Genomic DNA, 16,781 nt, shown 5'->3' with positions numbered 1-16,781 from the left:
GGCATGGTGGATCTCGGTCGCGTCCATGTGGAATCCTTCCTGGAGATGATGAGCGCCGAGCGGGGTGCTGCCGCCAACACGCTGCAATCCTATGAACGCGATCTCGACGATGTCAGATCCTTCCTGAAGGAGCGCAGCATACGGCTTACCGAAGCCGCCTCCGCCGATCTTGCCGCCTATCTCTCCTCACTCGCCGGAAAGGGCTTCAAACCCTCCTCGCAGGCGCGCCGGCTTGCGGCCATGCGGCAGTTCTACAAGTTCCTCTATGCCGAGGGCCTAAGGACCGACGACCCTACAGGCATTCTCGATGCGCCGAAGAAGGGCCGTCCGCTGCCGAAGACGATGGGTGTCGAGGAGGTCGGCAGGTTACTTTCGCAGGCAGAGGCCGAGGCGGAGGATGCGGCTCCGGGCCAGTTGCACCGCCTGCGCATGCTGGCACTGCTGGAGCTGCTCTATGCCACCGGAATGCGTGTCAGCGAACTCGTTTCGCTTCCTGCCCGCGTGCTCGATCAGGAAGGCCGCTTTCTGATGATCCGCGGCAAGGGCAACAAGGAACGGCTGGTGCCGCTGTCGCAATCGGCGATATCAGCCCTCAAATCCTACGGGCGCCTGCTGGCGACCGAAAATGCAGCAATGAAGGAACCGCCGGAAAGCGCCTGGCTGTTTCCCTCCGCCTCGAAGGAGGGATATCTGCCGCGCCAGGTTTTTGCCCGCGACCTCAAGAACCTGGCGATCCGCGCCGGCCTGACGCCGTCGCTGATCTCGCCGCATGTCATGCGCCACGCCTTTGCCAGCCACCTGCTGGCCAACGGCGCCGATCTGCGCGTCGTACAGGAACTCCTCGGCCATTCGGACATTTCGACCACGCAGATCTACACACATGTCCTCGAAGAGAGGCTGCAGCAGCTTGTCCAGACGCATCACCCCCTTGCCAAACAGGCGAAAAAGCACGAATAGGACCGGCGACAAGGGGCGGAGCCAGGAAAACGCCCCGGGCACAAGGAACGGAAACGCACCTCATGCACAATTATCTCGACTTCGAAAAGCCGATCTCCGACCTCGAAGGCAAGATCATCGAGCTGAAGAAGCTCGCAACGGAAGACGAGAGCATCGACACCACCGATGAGATCGGCCGGCTGGAGGTTCGCGTCCGTGAGGCGATCGTCGAAATTTACTCCAAGCTCAATCCCTGGCAGAAGACGCAGGTCGCCCGCCATCCGCAGCGCCCGCATTTCGTCGATTACGCCAAGACGCTGTTCCAGGAATTCACGCCGCTCGCCGGTGACCGCAAGTTTTCCGAGGATGCTGCGATCCAGGCAGGCCTTGCCCGCTTTCGCGGCCAGCCGGTCGCCGTCATTGGCCAGGAAAAGGGCAACGACACCAAGAGCCGCATCAAGCACAATTTCGGCAGCCCACGTCCGGAAGGCTACCGAAAGGCGATCCGCATCCTTGAGATGGCCGATCGTTTCGGCCTGCCGGTGATTTCGCTGGTGGATACGGCAGGCGCCTATCCCGGCGTCGGCGCCGAAGAGCGCGGCCAGGCCGAGGCGATTGCCCGCTCGACGGAAATGTGTCTCGGCGTCAAGGTTCCCCTCGTCTCCGTCGTCATCGGCGAAGGCGGCTCGGGCGGCGCCATCGCCATCGCCACCGGCAATAGGGTCTATATGCTCGAGCATTCGATCTACAGCGTCATCTCGCCCGAAGGGGCAGCCTCCATCCTCTGGCGCGATTCCACCCGCGCCCGGGAAGCAGCGACCAACATGAAAATCACCGCTGAAGACCTGAAATCGCTCGGCATCATCGACGGCATCATTTCCGAGCCGCTCGGCGGCGCGCATCGCGATCCCGACAGCGTCATTGCCGCGACCGGCGATATGATCGCCAATGCGCTGGCCGAAATGGCGTCCCGTTCCGGCGAGCAGTTGCGCAACGACCGCCGGCAGAAATTCCTCGCAATGGGCCGCAATCTCTAACAGACATTCGGCTCTTCGCCGATTGGGGCCAAATCTTGGCCACATTGATGTTATCTGTAACACTCGCGCTTGCGGGGACGTTCGTGGCAAAGTCATAGGCTGGTAAGGGTTTATAAAGTATAAGCCGCCTATGATTCCTTCTGATGCCCGGACTCCATAGGCGGACCGGGTGGCACTATCTTTATGGGCTAGTTTGGATGCGCATACGTCATTTTGCCTATATTTCCCTCATGGCGCTGGCTCTGTCCGGCTGCAATGACGCGTTGGAAACCGCGCAGGTCGATCTTTCCAAGGTCAAGAACAAGGTCGAGCAGCCGCTTCCCGGCCACATCCTTGCTCAGATGTCCGCCAAGGGCATGGACCGCAATTCGCCGATTATGATCCGCATCTTCAAGGAGGAAGGTGCCATGGAGATCTGGAAGGCGAAGACCGACAACCGTTTTGACAAGATCGCCGATTACAAGATCTGCGCCTGGTCCGGCCGTCTCGGCCCGAAGGTAAAGACCGGCGACCGGCAGGCGCCGGAAGGTTTCTACGACCTGACGCGCGCCAACCTGAACCCCAATTCCAAATATTATCTGGCGATCAACACCGGCTTCCCGAACCGCTACGACGCGGCGAACGGCCGCACCGGTTCCGATCTGATGATCCATGGCGCCTGCTCCTCCTCCGGCTGCTATTCGATGACCGACCAGCAGGTGCTGGAGATCTACGCCTTCGCCCGCGACGCTTTCAAGGGCGGCCAGGCGACGGTGCAGCTGCAGGCTTTCCCCTTCCGCATGACGGCGGAAAACATGGTGAAGCATCGCCTCGACAGCAGTTACGACTTCTGGAAGATGCTGAAGGTCGGCTACGACAATTTCGAAGTGACGAAGCGCCCGCCCGAGGTGAACGTCTGCGAGAAGAAATACGTCTTCAATCAGCAGGCAACCGACGGCGGCGCCTTCAACGCCGCCGGCAAGTGCCCGGCTATGTCGACGCCGCCGGCGCTGACCGCAGCTCTCGCCTCCTACGGCAAGACCTACGATGCCGATTATGCCAAGGCGATGAGCAAATTTGACGGCATGGCCTGGTACGATCCCACCGAAGCCGAGCGCAAGGCCGTGGTCGCCAAGACGCGCAAGGGGCGCGAACTTGCTTACGCCCCGACCGGCACCTCGCTGGAAGCCGGCCGCATGGTCAAGGTCGCCGAACTCGAAGACCTGATGGCCAAACGCACCGCGCAGGGCCTCGCCGCCAAAAGCGCGCCTGGCGCCACGCCTGCAGCACCTGCCCAGCCGCAGCCAATGGCCGTCGCTGACGCGACACCTGCGGTCGTGCCGGTGCCGATGCAGAACCCGATGCAGAATCCGCTCGCCTACACGGCTCCCGAACCGCAGGAAACGGCAGAGGCCGCGGCAAAGAAGCCGTTCTGGAAATTCTGGGCGCGGAACTGAACGGCTTGACCCCCGTTCTCTACGATCTTCGCGGCCTGAAATGCCCCTTCCCGGTGATCAAGACACGCAAGAAGCTCGCCGCCATGGCGAGCGGCACGCTCATTCGCGTCGACACCACCGATCCGCTTGCTGTGATCGACATGCCGCATTTCTGCAATGAGGACGGCCACGAACTGGTCGAGACGGAAAAGACCGAAAGCGGCCATCGCTTCCTGATCCGCAAGCGCTAAAGCGCGTCGCGATCTTTCAGATTCGCTTCCTGCGCTTTAGCTCTTTGTTTTACGCATGTCGTTATCGCAAAACCGCTGCACACTTTTGCGCGACATGCTCTAAATTCTGAGGCCGGGAATGGCGAGCGGATTGTCGGAGAGCGCCGCACGATCCGGCATATCGATGCGCGGCTTGCCGAGGAAGGCGTCGAAGAGATCCTTCACGAAGGCTTCCGGCAGATCCCTGGTGATCAGCACCATGCGTGTGCGCCGGTCTTCCCCCGGCCAGGCGGGAAGCCGCACCGGCGGATGGAAGATGCTCTGCACCCCATGCAGCACCAGCGGCCGATCCGGCCGGTCGGAGACCGACACGATCGCCTTCATCCTCAACAGCTTCTCGCCATGGGCCGAACGCAGGAGATCGATGAACATCTCGAGCGCCATCGGATCGATCGGCTTCTGCTCAATGATCGAGAAAGAACGAATCGAGTCATCGTGACGATTGACGTCATGCGGATCCTGATCCGCATGAGCGTGATGATGGTGGTGGTGACCAGAATGATCATGGCCATGATCGCCATCACGATTATCATCGTGATTGTGATGTCCATCACGACCGTGGTCGTGATTGTGATGCGCCTCGTGTGCATCCTCGTCCTGCAGCCAGCGGCCGACATCGGCAATCTTCGTCGCCGGATCGTAGAGCCCGTTGACCAGTACTGCGGCACTGCCCGCATCAGTGCTGTCGGCATCCATCATCACCGCGCGCGGATTGAGCGCCCGCAGGCGCTTTTCCAGCCCGCCCGTTGCCTCGGCCATCGACTTTTTCGAGACGATCAACCGGTCGGCGACCGCCGCCTGCTTGCGCGCTTCCTCGTGATTATCGAGCGTCTGCAGCCCATTCACCGCGTCCACGACGGTAACGACGCCGTCGAGCTCGAAATTCGTGGCGATGACGGGATTGCCCATGATCGCCTGCATGACCGGCGAAGGATCGGCAAGGCCTGTCGTCTCGATGACGACGCGCTTGACCGGCTTGACGCGGCCCGTCTGCACCGCGTCCATCAGGTTCGCCAGCGTATCCACCAACTCGCCGCGCACGGTGCAGCAAAGGCACCCGTCGGAAAGCTCGATGATCGAATCGCCGGAACTTTCGACCAGGAGATGGTCGATGCCGACATCGCCGAATTCGTTGATGATGACGGCCGCATCCTTCATCACAGGGTCTTTGAGGATGCGGTTGAGCAGCGTCGATTTGCCGGCGCCGAGAAAGCCGGTCAGGATGGTGACCGGAATCCTGTCGTTGAGCGCGCTCATGTCATCTACCTTAAAAGCTTAAAAGGATGTCGGGCGCGGCATCGGCACCGGCACGTTGGCGAGCACTCCCGCGGTATCGCCCCGTGCCATTTTTTCCGGCTGCGCGGCCGGCTGCGGATCCTGGCCTGGAATGAGGCCGGCAAAGACGAATTGCGGATCGTGGTCCATCGGCTGGATATAGGGTGACTGCACCTTCATGCGGCCGACTTCGTCGCGCGTTTCGCTGCGCACCTTGGCGCCCTTGGCGCTGCAGATATCGGCGCTGATGTCGGTCACCTGGTCCTGTCCCGACCCGTAGGGTCTCAGCGAACCCAATGTGTCGTTGCTGGCAGGCTGGGTGGTGAAACCCTTCTGCAAAAGGTTCGCCGTCGCATCGGCGCGCGCTGCAAGGCTGTCGGTGCCAAGCACGACCGAGATCAGCGTGCGGCCATTGCGCGTCGCCGAACCGATCTGGTTGAAGCCCGAGGCGCAAATGAAGCCGGTCTTCATGCCATCGGCGCCGGCGAAGCGGCCGATCAGCATGTTGAGGCTCGGCACGTTCTGCTGGCCGGTGGTGAAGCCCTCCAGCGCGAAATAACCGGCATATTGCGGAAAGTCGCGGCGCAGCGCCACCGTCAGCACCGCAAGGTCACGCGCCGTCGTATACTGACCCTTGCCGGGCAGGCCGTTCGGATTGACGAAATGCGAATCCGTCATGCCGAGCTTCAGCGCCTCGCCGTTCATCCGCGTCACGAAGCCTTCCTGCGTGCCGCCGATGGCTTCGGCGACCGCGACCGCGATGTCGTTAGCCGATTTCACCATCAGGATCTTCAGCGCGCTGTCGAGCGTCAGCTTCTGGCCCGGCTTGAAATACATCTTGGCGGCAGGCTGCGCGGCGGCGCGCTTGCTCATGACGATCGGCGTATCGAGGCTGATCTGCCCGGCGCGGATCGCATCGAACACGGTATAGACGGTCATCAATTTGGTCAGCGAGGCCGGATACCATTTGCGGAAGGCCTCTTCATGCTCGAGCACGCGGCCGGTCTGCACGTCGACGAGAATATGCGGATTGGCCTGGGCAAGCGGAACGGAGCCCAGAAAAACGGCAGTCGCCGCTGATACGAAAGAAAGCGGCCGCAAGGCAGCAAACAAACGGAAGTGGCGCGTCGACACGGTTCGTCCTTCAGATATCAGGAAAATCTCGAAATCTTCCCCTATTTAGCCTATATGGCTATGACATGGCAAAGGTCATTGACTAAGTAATTTCCACAGCCTCACACCCTTGTGATGCGATGAAAGATTGTCGAGATTTCATAACAGGAACGCCGATATGCCGATTTTGAACAGAGCCGCGGAGTTGCAGGACGAGGTCGCCGAATGGCGCCGCCATATTCATGCCCGGCCCGAGCTCCTCTTCGCGGTGGAAAATACGGCCGCCTTCGTCGCCGAAAAACTCAAGGAATTCGGCGTCGACGAGATCGTCACCGGCATCGGCCGCACCGGTGTCGTCGGCCTGATAAAGGGCAAGGGCGAAGGCTCCCGCACGGTCGGCCTGCGCGCCGACATGGACGCCCTGCCGCTCACCGAGATCACTGGCAAACCCTGGGCTTCGAAGACGCCGGGCAAGATGCATGCCTGCGGCCATGACGGCCACACCGCCATGCTGCTCGGCGCCGCGAAATACCTCGCCGAAACCCGCAACTTCAACGGCAACGTCGCCGTCATCTTCCAACCCGCCGAAGAAGGCGGCGGCGGCGGCAATCTGATGGTCAAGGACGGCATGATGGAGCGCTTCGCTATCGAAGAGGTCTACGGCATGCACAATCTGCCGGGCCTGCCCGTCGGCCAGTTCGCCACCCGCAAGGGCGCGATCATGGCGGCGACCGACGAATTCACCGTCACCATCAAGGGCCGCGGCGGCCACGCCGCCCAGCCGCACCGGACGATCGACCCGATCGCCATCGGCGCCCAGATCGTCGCCAATCTGCAGATGATCGCCTCGCGCAGTGCCGATCCGCTGCGCTCGGTGGTCGTCTCGGTGACCAAGTTCAATGCCGGTTTCGCCCATAACGTCATTCCGAACGATGCGACCTTCGCCGGTACGGTTCGTACCCTCGACCCTGAGGTGCGCACGCTCGCCGAGACGCGGTTCCGGCAGATCGTCGAGGGATTGGTTGCGGCCCACGGTGCCGAGGCCGAAATCAGCTTCCACCGCAACTATCCCGTCACCGTCAACCACCCCGATGAGACCGAGCATGCGGTCGCCACCGCCAGCGCCATCGCCGGCGAGGCGAACGTCAACGCCGAGATCGATCCGATGATGGGCGGCGAGGATTTCTCCTACATGCTGAACGCCCGCCCCGGCGCCTTCATCTTCATCGGCAACGGCGACAGCRCCGGCCTCCACAACCCGGCCTACGACTTCAACGACGAAGCCATCGCCCACGGCATCTCCTATTGGGTCCGCCTCGCCGAACAGCGCCTCGGCCTCTAGCAACAATTAAGGCTTGGCTTCGCGCCAAGCCTTTTGTATGCATGGCACTCAAGTGGTCCCGTAGCTCAGCAGGATAGAGCACCAGATTCCTAATCTGGGGGTCGCGCGTTCGAATCGCGCCGGGATCACCATTTGTTTCGGGTACTTAGGCCGCAAACCGCCTCTCTCCATGTTGCGTTTATGTTGCGTTGGGATTTCACGCAATTCCGGGAGATTCCCTGTGCTTACGGCGACTCCACGCGACATGGAATGCAACATGGAACGCTCGAATCACGCCCCCATGTCCGGCGGCAGAAAGCCGCTGATCAGCTCGGCCCGAGTCCAGTCATCATTCGCTTCCTGGTCGACGAAGTCCTCGCAGCCGAAAATGTATTCGGCCTTAACGTGGACGCCCTCGATCGTGGTCGGCCGGTAGCAGCAGACAGCTCTGGCAGCGGCGTCCTTTTCAGCGCTTAACCTTTCCCACAAGGCCATTGAGACCTCGTCGGGCCATACCACTGGCAGATCGTCCCAACGGCCTACAGCGGCCTTGTGGGCGTCGATCAGCAGCCGGACCGTCATCCAAGCCTGCTGCAGCCTTTGGCAGGGCCAAAGGAAGGGATGCAGCGGCGGCGGCACCAAGAAGCCGGCGCCGGGTGATCATCATCATAGCGCGCCCTCCTGCTCGAGGTATGCGAGCGCTGCCCGTATCATCGGACCGACGAGGGGACTGTCGCCGGTTTCCTCCTCGTCGATGGCGAGGCGAAGCGCCGCCATGGCGCCGATGCGGGTGGTGGCGGGCGCCGTCCAGTTTGCCAGGACCGCATGCGGCGGCTTCCACGAGATCAAGCTGTAGGCATTCGCCCCACGATCATCTTGCGGAGGATGCCGAGGAGTATGTGCGCTCATTGGTCGGCAACATGACCGGTTGCCACAAGGAGTGCCAGGTACGCATCGCTCTCGACAGCTCGCCTCGGTTCCCTGACTATCTGGTTGAAATGCTGTTCTATGACGACGACAACGGCGAAGAGGTAGTCTACGCGCAGTCCTTGGCAGTGTTCTCGGGGAGGACGCACAAGGGCGATTTAGTCGACGATCGGAACATTTCCCGCCTATGGTCATCTCAAGCCATGACCTATCTTGAGGTCCAGACTCTGTTGGGAGAGTTACGCGGCCTCTTGCCTTCCCCTTGACTTCCACAACTGCTCTGGCACGTTGCGCTCATACCGCGAGTGAGTGGCGCGTGCGGGGCTTTGCCCGCTCATCGGTGAGGCTTTTGTGGATAAGGTGCCTAGTGACTGCTGGAAAGAAATCCATGAGTTTAGGACTGTCCAAAAACGATCTTCTCGAACTCAATCCGGACATGAGGGCCTTCGCGCTCGTTGGGGCGTTCATGGGATACTTCGCCTTAATGGAAGCGGGCATCAATGCTGCGCTCGGCGAAGTGCTTGAGGCGAAAGGCGCCCGTGCAGCAATCATCACTCGAAACATGACGTTCGACGACAAGATCAAGACGCTCAGAACGCTCGTAGACTTCTTCATCCTAGACAAACAGAAGGCGGCCGAATTCGATGAGCTCGCGAGGCGCGCCAGGAAGTTCGGGGAGATGCGGAATATTGTTGCTCACACTGCATTTCGTGGCAGTTCGAAATCTAACGGAGTCGAATTCTTCACGATGGAAGCGAACAGCAAATTAAAGTTTCCCGAAACTGATTGGTCGATAGACGACTTCCTCAAGCACATTGATACCATCAACGGGATCGAAGCAGGTCTTGGCTCGATCGAAAGCAGAATGTCATTGCAGCGCGTCGCCAGGGCTCTCATGGAAAAGCCGAAGGGCTCGCTCGGTGGTCTCTTCGGACTAGGGGCGGAATTCATGGCGGAAGATGATGGCGTCCCAACCGGCATCCTGTAGCGCCGGCCTTTTTTGTTGGAGCTGTATCGATCCGCAAATTTGCGGTTTGATCCTGCGGGAGGGACCATGACAAAGAGATTCGAGATTTCAGGGACGCAGTATTTCAGCTCGATAGGCTTGCTGGGTGTGTCGCTGTTCATTTTCAGCCCGATCGTCGATGCCGCTTGCTATTGGTGGCTGACCAACGAATTGCTGGACACCTATGATCGCAACCTGTGGCCGCCGCTGATCGGATTGATGGTGTGCAGCGTCGCCTTCCTTGCCGGGCTGGTCTTGATCATCATCGGGCGAGAGCAGACATATATGGTGCGGGAGGTAGATCCGGCCCCCAACTTCACTCGCACTTCAAAGAGGCTATGGGAGCTCTGACGGAGGTACGTCGCAAATGGCTGATGCTTCAGCCGATGTCGAAGCCGCTCGTCGGCGTTACAATGAGCTCTATCCGGATCGCCCGATAATGCAGATCGGCGATACTCCGGACGTCTATTATTTCCTTTTCGGGTTCAGGGATTGGGAGAACGGTCAGCCGTTATCCGAGCAGGAAATCCGGGCCGTGGAGATGATCACCCCGCCCGGATGTTTCTCTGAGCCTCGCCCATAAGAGCCCCTACACGCGCATTAGAGCTTGGCGAGATTGCTTCGCTGGGCGTCCTTAGCCCGCGTCCGTTCAGGCCGTGTCGGGGTCAATGAAGTGTACGCCGTATTGGCGATCTTCCTACTCCTTGACTGCAACCTGCCCTGTGCGACCATACGACCTCTCGGTTGTGATGCGTAGGGGGAAACTATGAAGTCTTTATCGTCGACGGCATGCATTGCGGCGAGCTGTATCGTTGCACTGGTGACACCAGCCAAGGCCGAAGACAAATGCAAAGCAATTGGCGAATTGGCCCGAGTTATCATGACAAAACGTCAGGCAGATACGCCGATGTCCGCGATGATGCAGGTTATTGATGCGGTCACGGATAAAGCAATGGGAAATCTCGCCCGCCAGCTGGCCATATTGGCCTATCAGCAACCGGATTTTTCAGTCGAGGAAAACCAGAATGACGCGATAGCCGAATTCGGCAATCAGGCGGAATTGGTTTGTTACCAGCGCGGCTAGAGGAGGGCCGCGCGGTGACAAGCGGCTGACAGCGAGTACGCGTCGCTCGGCTCCGCATTTGGAATAACTTGACCCCTGGGTGTGCTCTGCCACGCTTAGGAGCGTTTATGGGGTTCATGGGGGTAAAGATGGAGCCAATTCTCTCAGCTGGCGATATTGTCATCACGCGATCAATCGCAAAATTCGGGGAGGCTTCCTATCAGATCGCGAATATCGGAAGCGTGTCTTTGGAGACTAAGTTAGGTGACACGCCAATGCATTCACTTTTGGGGTTTCTTTGCGTCATCTCATTGCTGGGATGTCTATTCAGCGTCCCGCTAGGGATAGCGGGATTTGGCCTAGCCTTTGGCGCCATGTTCTTCTTGGAGAACCCGAAGGTGATGACAGTGACACTGAAAACATCATCGGGAGATATTCAAGCTCTCACTACTCCCGACAGCGAACTTGCCCAGAGAATAAAAATCGCGCTCGAGGAGGCTTTCGCCACGCGCTCTTAGCCGTTCACGGCAGCTGATCGCTCGGGGCTGCTATGGCCGCGCGCATGAAGCGCTGCGCTTGGCTAATGGACAGCCCGCTCTGCTCCAGGACCCACGAGCCGAAATGACCTTGGGGCAGCTGGTGTTTGATCCTGATCAGCTCCCGGCCAATCTGGATCATCTTCTCTTCGGGAACCCGTTCGAAGGGCCGCGGCAGTCGTGGGCGGTCCGGTTGCGCTCCACGCTCTGGGGCGAGGGCGGCAGGGCTGCAGAGCCGGCTGTGTGCATCCCACGCGGCGCGGCGCTGTTCTTCGGGCAACGCTTTGAACTGCTGGACCGTCATGCCAAGGCCAAAGGCGGCGAAAGCGATCTCGCGATTATCGCGATTGGCAATGTTCTTGATCCGCGCCATCTGGAAATTGTTGACCGGGCGCATGACACCGAGGGCCTGTGGGATGAGTATCGCACCCGACGTGGCGAAGAGGAGATCGAAAACTACCAGTCCGAGTATGATGAGGCAGAAGAGGAGGCGATAGCTCTGATCGGGCGCCCGGAAAAATACGCAATACCGCCAGTCGAGCGGAAGGCGTTGGGCAAGCTCTCGGATGCCGAGTTCGAAATTTATATGCTGGGTTACAGAGCTGGGAAGGATTCTGAAGTCAACCGCCTCCCAGATTTAGATGAAGATCCATTTGAAAAGAAGTGATCAGCGATGTCAGTCCGTAAGCGCGAATGGACCACTCCCAAGGGCGTCGAGAAATCGGCATGGGTCGTCGATTACGTCGATACCGCCGGCAAGCGCCGGCTGAAGACCTTTGCCAAGAAGAAGGAAGCTGACCAGTTCGCAGCGACGGCCGCCGTCGAGGTCAGGGAAGGCGTTCACGTGGCGGAGAGTGCCAGCGTCAGCGTCGAAGCGGCGGGCAAGCTATGGATCGCCAGCGCTAAGGCTGCCGGGCTGGAGCGTGCAACCATCGAAGATTATGAGCGCCATCTTCGCCTGCACATCAATCCCTTCATCGGCGCGCTCAAGCTGCCCACCCTGACGATCGCCAGGATACGAAAGTTCGAGGATGACCTGCGCGAGGGCGGCAGATCGCCGGCGATGATCAAGAAGGTGCTGGTTAGCCTCGGCACGATGCTTGCCGATGCGCAGGAACTGAGCCTGGTCGCAAGGAATGTCGTCAGGGAGCGGAAAAAGCGCCGCGGATTCAGCGAGAAAACACAGGAGAAGCGTCAGAAAGGCAAGCTGAAGATCGGGGTGGATATTCCAACCCGCGAGGACATCAAAGCGCTCCTCGGCATCCTGGCCGGGCGTTGGCGCCCGATCATTCTCATGGCGATCTTCTGCGGCTTACGGGCTTCCGAGCTGCGCGGGTTAAGGTGGCCGGATGTCGACCTCGATCGACGTGAGATCCACGTTCGCCAGCGGGCCGACCGGTTCAACGATATCGGCCGCCCGAAGTCAGAGACGAGCGAGCGCACAGTTCCGGCCCCGCCGATGGTCATCAACGCGCTGAAGGAATGGAAACTGGCCTGCCCGAAGCGGGACACCGGCAAGAAGGACGAAGCCGGCGAGCCGATCATGGTTCTCGATCTCGTCTTTCCGAACGGCGTCGGCAAGGTTGAGCAGTTGAACAATATCCTTCGGCGCGGCCTGCATCCGGCCTGGGTGGCCGCTGGCATCGCCGTGGATAGCGGCGACGTCGACGACAAGGGCAATCCGATCATGGCGCCGAAGTACACCGGCATGCACGCCCTGCGGCATTTCTTCGCCTCATGGTGCATCAACCGTAAGGAAGACGGCGGCCTCGGGCTAACCCCGAAAATGGTTCAGGAGCGCATGGGCCATTCGACGATCGCGCTCACGATGGACCGMTATTCCCACCTGTTTCCGAACGACGATGACGCCGACGAACTGGCGGCGGCCGAGCGCACCTTCCTAGCGTGAATGCAACATAGATGCGACATGCGCGGCGAGAACCCTTGCCACGCAGGAGCTCGGAGCGGATTCCTAATCTGGGGGTCGCGCGTTCGAATCGCGAGGTCTCGATGAGCAGAGGCTGCTGCCGACACAGCCACTCTTCTCTAAGACGCCGCAATCGGACTGCGGACATCTCGAGACCTGATCTGCAAATCTTGCTTCATCGAGGCGCGCTGCGTCTGCGCGACTCCGCGGCCCTCTCGTTGGACGCTGACGTAGGGGAAGCGTTGGGCGACCTTGCCGACGAATTTGGCGTGACGCGCAGCCACATTGACGCCGGCGGCGTCACGATGGACTGATAGGTCTTCTGGCGACGTACAAAGTGGGGACGAGTTTGAAAAATTTCTTATCGCTATGCGCGGGGGTTGGGTTTCTCGCCTCAGGAGTAATCGCTCAAGATGTAAGGCCGGGATCGGTCGAGGAGTTGATGAATGACCTCGCAAGCACCAACCCTTTTCTTCACGCGATTTTCTCAGATCATATGGATGAAGCGAAGGAGATAAACGCGAAGTTTCAGGCAAGAGACGAGGAGGCCGCGTTGAAAGCCGCGGACGACATGCTTCGAAAATACTGACACGCCGCACTCTCGCGTGCGAGCGACGCTTCTGCGATTGAGGTGCTGAAGACGGCAGGCGATGTCATTGATGCTCTGGGCGATCACTATCCGCGAGGATGCATCGAGTTCGTTCACAATGATATCTCTTCCGAAGCGCTGTCTGTTCGCAGCGTGAATGAGGCCTATCGGAAGTATCAAGAGGCTCAGCTTGATGCATATGAGGATGGAAAGTATCGCGAACCGATTCCGAGGATGGAAATCGGAGATATGTTCCAGGTAGTTACCGAGGATCTGAAAGTAAGCAGAGCCGAGATGCATACGTTGCTCAATCCAGAAAACGTGGCCGCCATCGAACTATGCGCAATCATAAGAAAGGACCTCAACATATCAGCCGTGCGGGAACCAATGTGCGGGCCATACGCGAGGGCCAATATTTCATCAAAGAAATAAGCGTCTTCGCATTATCAAATGGGGGAGCGCGATATGTCGGTGGTTCTCACTTGGGTTGGCCTGGAGACGCCGCGGCAGCGGAATCCGGATCGGGTTTTCCGAAGCACTCCTTGAACTTGGATATCGACTTAGCGGCGCCTCTAAGGCTGACGGCGATGCGCTCAGCCTTCGCCAGAAGCGCTGCCACGGCCCGCCCAGCTGCCGATAAAGCCAATTGGATCCGCACCCTCATGGCGGTTACGGTTCACGATCTTATAGCCGGTCTTCGCGAAACGCCCGAACTCTTGGGCAAGGGATTGGCGATCGACTGGACTCATTCAACTGGCTAGTTTTTCGACATCGGCGCCGATCAACGGTCAGTTCGCTCAAAATTGACGATCGCGTCTCAGCACAAAATGCCCCACCGAAAAAGCACCCCGGCCAGAACCACGGGATCGGGACGATCAACGAATATTTGCGCAATCAGTGTTGAGCCGGGCGCAAATGTGCGCATATCGGAGCATGTTATCGTAAAGTGGATACAACCACCCTAAATTGAAAACAGTCTCTGCGAGAGCCGAGCTGTGTAAGCGGTCATAGCCCGCCATCCGGAGCCTTTGGCACGGTTGCCTTGGTACGTTAGCCCATTAAATGGCACGCATCTTGCGTTGCTGGCTATGGGGCCGAGCAAAAACATGCTCGGCGGAAGCCCGCGATTGCCCACCAAAGAGGACGAGTTCTCGGGCATCGATAGGCTGATCGACGGCCAGGAGCAGATGACAACATATTCGATCGTTCTAGGACGCGAACGCCATGTCTTTCAGGATCTGAAATCGGTATTGGCTTGCGCTTCGCCGCTGAAATCAGGTGACGTGCTGGCCGGGATCGCAGCGTCGAGCAATGAGCGGCGCGTGGCCGCCCGTTACCTGCTCGCGGATATGCCTCTCAAGACTTTCCTGGAGGATCTCGTCATCCCATACGAGGTCGACGAGGTCAGTCGACTGATCGTCGACCGCCATGATTGGATGGCATTCGCGCCGGTATCTCACATGACGGTCGGTGAGTTTCGCGATTGGCTTCTCTCCTACGACGCTACCTCCGAAAAACTGCTCGCCATTGCACCAGGCCTCACCCCCGAAATGGTCGCGGCGGTCTCCAAGATCATGCGCAACCATGATCTGATCACCGTCGCCGGCAAATGTAAGGTGGTCACGGCCTTTCGCTCCACGATCGGTCTGCCCGGCCGACTATCGAGCCGCCTTCAGCCCAATCATCCCACCGATGATCCTGAAGGCGTTGCCGGCTCGACGCTCGACGGACTTCTTTATGGGATCGGCGATGCGGTCATCGGCATCAACCCGGCTACCGACAATCTTGAAGCCTGCACAAGATTGATGGTTCTTTTCGACCGGCTCCGCGAACGGTTCGATATCCCGACCCAATCCTGCGTGTTGACCCATGTCACCACGTCAATCAAGGCGATCGAGGCTGGAGCGCCGCTCGATCTGGTGTTCCAGTCAATCGCCGGCTCGGAAGCCGCTAACAAGGGTTTCGGCGTCGATCTCGCCATCCTCAGGGAAGGCCAGCAGGCAGCACTTTCCATGAAACGCGGCACGGTCGGTAACAATGTCATGTATCTGGAGACCGGCCAGGGCAGCGCTCTTTCGGCCGACGCCCATCATGGTGTCGACGAACAGACGGTCGAGACGCGGGCCTATGCCGTTGCACGTGAACTCAATCCATTGCTCGTCAATACGGTGGTTGGCTTCATTGGCCCCGAATACCTCTTCGACGCCAAACAAATTATCCGCGCCGGGCTCGAAGATCATTTCTGCGGCAAACTGCTTGGCGTGCCGATGGGGGTCGACGTTTGCTACACGAACCATGCGGAAGCCGACCAGGACGATATGGATAATCTGATGGTGTTGCTGACTGTCGCTGGCGTCAGCTTCCTTATCGCAGTGCCCGGCGCCGACGACGTCATGCTCAATTATCAGAGCCTTTCCTACCACGATATTGTCGGCCTCAGGCACCAGTTCAATCGTCCGCCCGCTCCGGAATTCGAAGCCTGGCTTCATCGCATGGGCATGCTTGATCACACGGGTCGTCTGGCGCCTGCCAGCGCCTCGGGCGCCTTCTCCCGCAATCTCTTGAGCTACAGGGCATCGGCATGAGTCCCTTCGAACGAGATCCGTTTGCGCGGTTCCGCAACGCCACACGCGCCCGGATTGGGCTCGGAAGGGCCGGCGACGCCTTGCCGACATCAGCAATTCTCGACTTCCAGCTTGCCCATGCCCGGGCGCGGGATGCCGTGCATGGGCACGTGGATTTTGTCGCCCTAGCTGAGCAGCTTGCGCCCGTGCCGACGATCCATATTCGGTCTCGCGCCAAAGACCGTACGATCTATCTGGCGCGCCCGGATCTCGGCCGCCAGACCAACACAGCCGATCTTCCAGGTCCAGGCGATCGTTATGATATCGCCTTCATCATTGCAGACGGGCTTTCGGCCTCGGCGGTCGAGCACCACGCGGTGCCGTTGTTTAAGGCATGCATGAAGCGCCTCGGAGGCTTCAGCCTCGCCCCGGTGATATTGGGCGAGCAAGCGCGGGTGGCATTTGGTGATGAGGCGGCGGCGGCGTTTGGTGCGGAAGTCGCCATCGTGCTGATCGGCGAGAGGCCGGGACTAAGCGTGCCTGACAGTCTCGGCGCCTACATCACGTTCCGACCGCAATCGGGACGGCGGGACAGCGAGCGCAACTGTATTTCAAATATTCATGCCGACGGGCTCAGCTACGAGATCGCAGCGGACAAGATCGTTTGGATCGTCCGGGAGGCGCTTCGCTTGCAGCTGACCGGTGTCGATCTCAAGGAAAATGCCGAAGGCGCCATAGAAGCGCTGCCACACCAAGAAACATAAAGTTCAATCTAAAAAAAA

At 59.5% G+C, this 16,781-nt stretch carries 21 protein-coding genes and 1 tRNA gene; 18 read left to right on the top strand and 4 right to left on the bottom strand.

Annotated features, from left to right (window positions below):
* The first annotated feature begins 3 nt into the window (after nt 1–3).
* The 4 genes from xerD to AC1D1Z_RS05620 all read left to right on the top strand — a co-directional run bounded on the left by xerD (nt 4) and on the right by AC1D1Z_RS05620 (nt 3,639).
* Nucleotides 4–957 carry a site-specific tyrosine recombinase XerD gene (xerD, locus tag AC1D1Z_RS05635; RefSeq protein ID WP_028734273.1) on the top strand — a complete coding sequence of 318 codons (954 nt, stop codon included), beginning with the start codon at nt 4–6 and terminating at the stop codon, nt 955–957.
* Nucleotides 958–1,019: 62 nt separating this feature from the next.
* Nucleotides 1,020–1,973 carry an acetyl-CoA carboxylase carboxyltransferase subunit alpha gene (locus AC1D1Z_RS05630; RefSeq protein ID WP_018448126.1) on the top strand — a complete coding sequence of 318 codons (954 nt, stop codon included), beginning with the start codon at nt 1,020–1,022 and terminating at the stop codon, nt 1,971–1,973.
* Between the two features lie 197 nt (nt 1,974–2,170).
* Nucleotides 2,171–3,409: a L,D-transpeptidase family protein gene (locus AC1D1Z_RS05625; RefSeq protein WP_131647595.1), complete on the top strand. Its 1,239-nt coding sequence runs from the start codon at nt 2,171–2,173 to the stop codon at nt 3,407–3,409.
* 5 nt (nt 3,410–3,414) lie between these two features.
* Nucleotides 3,415–3,639 carry a sulfurtransferase TusA family protein gene (locus tag AC1D1Z_RS05620; RefSeq protein WP_018448128.1) on the top strand — a complete coding sequence of 75 codons (225 nt, stop codon included), beginning with the start codon at nt 3,415–3,417 and terminating at the stop codon, nt 3,637–3,639.
* 99 nt (nt 3,640–3,738) lie between these two features.
* On the opposite strand, the gene AC1D1Z_RS05615 is transcribed toward AC1D1Z_RS05620, so the two are convergent.
* Nucleotides 3,739–4,935, bottom strand: coding sequence for a CobW family GTP-binding protein (locus tag AC1D1Z_RS05615; protein WP_131647594.1), 1,197 nt, complete (start codon nt 4,933–4,935; stop codon nt 3,739–3,741).
* A gap of 18 nt (nt 4,936–4,953) precedes the next feature.
* The gene (locus AC1D1Z_RS05610; protein ID WP_131647593.1) at nt 4,954–6,087 is read right to left on the bottom strand and encodes a D-alanyl-D-alanine carboxypeptidase family protein; all 1,134 of its coding nucleotides are present in this window, start codon (nt 6,085–6,087) and stop codon (nt 4,954–4,956) included.
* Nucleotides 6,088–6,244: 157 nt separating this feature from the next.
* Between AC1D1Z_RS05610 and AC1D1Z_RS05605 the strand changes: the two genes are divergently transcribed.
* Together AC1D1Z_RS05605 and AC1D1Z_RS05600 are read left to right on the top strand one after the other, a co-directional pair.
* Nucleotides 6,245–7,408: a M20 aminoacylase family protein gene (locus AC1D1Z_RS05605; RefSeq protein WP_477849767.1), complete on the top strand. Its 1,164-nt coding sequence runs from the start codon at nt 6,245–6,247 to the stop codon at nt 7,406–7,408.
* Between the two features lie 54 nt (nt 7,409–7,462).
* Nucleotides 7,463–7,539, top strand: a tRNA-Arg gene (locus AC1D1Z_RS05600).
* Nucleotides 7,540–7,678: 139 nt separating this feature from the next.
* Here AC1D1Z_RS05600 and AC1D1Z_RS05595 read toward each other — a convergent pair.
* Nucleotides 7,679–7,969 carry a hypothetical protein gene (locus AC1D1Z_RS05595; RefSeq protein ID WP_131647592.1) on the bottom strand — a complete coding sequence of 97 codons (291 nt, stop codon included), beginning with the start codon at nt 7,967–7,969 and terminating at the stop codon, nt 7,679–7,681.
* 84 nt (nt 7,970–8,053) lie between these two features.
* The gene (locus AC1D1Z_RS05590; protein WP_131647591.1) at nt 8,054–8,236 is read right to left on the bottom strand and encodes a hypothetical protein; all 183 of its coding nucleotides are present in this window, start codon (nt 8,234–8,236) and stop codon (nt 8,054–8,056) included.
* A gap of 59 nt (nt 8,237–8,295) precedes the next feature.
* Here AC1D1Z_RS05590 and AC1D1Z_RS05585 point away from each other — a divergent pair, with 59 nt between their 5' ends.
* The 12 genes from AC1D1Z_RS05585 to eutC all read left to right on the top strand — a co-directional run bounded on the left by AC1D1Z_RS05585 (nt 8,296) and on the right by eutC (nt 16,763).
* Nucleotides 8,296–8,580, top strand: a complete 285-nt coding sequence (locus tag AC1D1Z_RS05585; protein WP_131647590.1) for a hypothetical protein — start codon at nt 8,296–8,298, stop codon at nt 8,578–8,580.
* 122 nt (nt 8,581–8,702) lie between these two features.
* Complete coding sequence (locus tag AC1D1Z_RS05580; RefSeq protein ID WP_131647589.1) at nt 8,703–9,302, top strand: hypothetical protein; 600 nt, start codon at nt 8,703–8,705, stop codon at nt 9,300–9,302.
* A 66-nt stretch (nt 9,303–9,368) separates the two neighbouring features.
* Complete coding sequence (locus AC1D1Z_RS05575) at nt 9,369–9,671, top strand: hypothetical protein (protein ID WP_131647588.1); 303 nt, start codon at nt 9,369–9,371, stop codon at nt 9,669–9,671.
* 16 nt (nt 9,672–9,687) lie between these two features.
* Complete coding sequence (locus AC1D1Z_RS05570) at nt 9,688–9,903, top strand: hypothetical protein (RefSeq protein WP_131647587.1); 216 nt, start codon at nt 9,688–9,690, stop codon at nt 9,901–9,903.
* 183 nt (nt 9,904–10,086) lie between these two features.
* Nucleotides 10,087–10,404 carry a hypothetical protein gene (locus AC1D1Z_RS05565; RefSeq protein ID WP_131647586.1) on the top strand — a complete coding sequence of 106 codons (318 nt, stop codon included), beginning with the start codon at nt 10,087–10,089 and terminating at the stop codon, nt 10,402–10,404.
* Between the two features lie 128 nt (nt 10,405–10,532).
* Nucleotides 10,533–10,901: a DUF6232 family protein gene (locus tag AC1D1Z_RS05560; RefSeq protein WP_131647585.1), complete on the top strand. Its 369-nt coding sequence runs from the start codon at nt 10,533–10,535 to the stop codon at nt 10,899–10,901.
* Between the two features lie 103 nt (nt 10,902–11,004).
* Nucleotides 11,005–11,586: a hypothetical protein gene (locus tag AC1D1Z_RS05555; RefSeq protein WP_165505498.1), complete on the top strand. Its 582-nt coding sequence runs from the start codon at nt 11,005–11,007 to the stop codon at nt 11,584–11,586.
* A 6-nt stretch (nt 11,587–11,592) separates the two neighbouring features.
* On the top strand, nt 11,593–12,828 hold the full coding sequence (locus AC1D1Z_RS05550) for a site-specific integrase (RefSeq protein ID WP_447011018.1): 1,236 nt from the start codon (nt 11,593–11,595) through the stop codon (nt 12,826–12,828).
* 460 nt (nt 12,829–13,288) lie between these two features.
* Nucleotides 13,289–13,435, top strand: a complete 147-nt coding sequence (locus AC1D1Z_RS05545; RefSeq protein ID WP_165505497.1) for a hypothetical protein — start codon at nt 13,289–13,291, stop codon at nt 13,433–13,435.
* A gap of 42 nt (nt 13,436–13,477) precedes the next feature.
* Nucleotides 13,478–13,867, top strand: a complete 390-nt coding sequence (locus AC1D1Z_RS05540) for a hypothetical protein (protein ID WP_131647583.1) — start codon at nt 13,478–13,480, stop codon at nt 13,865–13,867.
* Between the two features lie 755 nt (nt 13,868–14,622).
* Nucleotides 14,623–16,020, top strand: a complete 1,398-nt coding sequence (locus tag AC1D1Z_RS05535) for an ethanolamine ammonia-lyase subunit EutB (protein ID WP_205929484.1) — start codon at nt 14,623–14,625, stop codon at nt 16,018–16,020.
* Nucleotides 16,017–16,763: an ethanolamine ammonia-lyase subunit EutC gene (eutC, locus tag AC1D1Z_RS05530; protein WP_018448132.1), complete on the top strand. Its 747-nt coding sequence runs from the start codon at nt 16,017–16,019 to the stop codon at nt 16,761–16,763. The genes AC1D1Z_RS05535 and eutC overlap by 4 nt, the downstream gene beginning before the upstream one ends.
* Nucleotides 16,764–16,781 lie beyond the last annotated feature (18 nt).

The sequence above is a fragment of the Rhizobium sp. P1_E1 genome, assembly GCF_056406015.1.
Note: the sequence above shows the minus strand (reverse complement) of the source record. Positions and strands in the feature narration are given on the sequence as shown.

Excerpts from the sequence above, each read along its gene's own strand:
- xerD (WP_028734273.1), top strand. The coding sequence starts at position 4 with ATGGTGGATCTCGGTCGCGTCCATGTGGAATCCTTCCTGGAGATGATG.
- AC1D1Z_RS05630 (WP_018448126.1), top strand. The coding sequence starts at position 1,020 with ATGCACAATTATCTCGACTTCGAAAAGCCGATCTCCGACCTCGAAGGC.
- AC1D1Z_RS05625 (WP_131647595.1), top strand. The coding sequence starts at position 2,171 with ATGCGCATACGTCATTTTGCCTATATTTCCCTCATGGCGCTGGCTCTG.
- AC1D1Z_RS05615 (WP_131647594.1), bottom strand. The coding sequence starts at position 4,935 with ATGAGCGCGCTCAACGACAGGATTCCGGTCACCATCCTGACCGGCTTT.
- AC1D1Z_RS05595 (WP_131647592.1), bottom strand. The coding sequence starts at position 7,969 with ATGACGGTCCGGCTGCTGATCGACGCCCACAAGGCCGCTGTAGGCCGT.
- AC1D1Z_RS05580 (WP_131647589.1), top strand. The coding sequence starts at position 8,703 with ATGAGTTTAGGACTGTCCAAAAACGATCTTCTCGAACTCAATCCGGAC.
- AC1D1Z_RS05575 (WP_131647588.1), top strand. The coding sequence starts at position 9,369 with ATGACAAAGAGATTCGAGATTTCAGGGACGCAGTATTTCAGCTCGATA.
- AC1D1Z_RS05570 (WP_131647587.1), top strand. The coding sequence starts at position 9,688 with ATGGCTGATGCTTCAGCCGATGTCGAAGCCGCTCGTCGGCGTTACAAT.
- AC1D1Z_RS05565 (WP_131647586.1), top strand. The coding sequence starts at position 10,087 with ATGAAGTCTTTATCGTCGACGGCATGCATTGCGGCGAGCTGTATCGTT.
- AC1D1Z_RS05560 (WP_131647585.1), top strand. The coding sequence starts at position 10,533 with ATGGAGCCAATTCTCTCAGCTGGCGATATTGTCATCACGCGATCAATC.
- AC1D1Z_RS05555 (WP_165505498.1), top strand. The coding sequence starts at position 11,005 with ATGACCTTGGGGCAGCTGGTGTTTGATCCTGATCAGCTCCCGGCCAAT.
- AC1D1Z_RS05545 (WP_165505497.1), top strand. The coding sequence starts at position 13,289 with ATGAATGACCTCGCAAGCACCAACCCTTTTCTTCACGCGATTTTCTCA.
- AC1D1Z_RS05535 (WP_205929484.1), top strand. The coding sequence starts at position 14,623 with ATGACAACATATTCGATCGTTCTAGGACGCGAACGCCATGTCTTTCAG.
- eutC (WP_018448132.1), top strand. The coding sequence starts at position 16,017 with ATGAGTCCCTTCGAACGAGATCCGTTTGCGCGGTTCCGCAACGCCACA.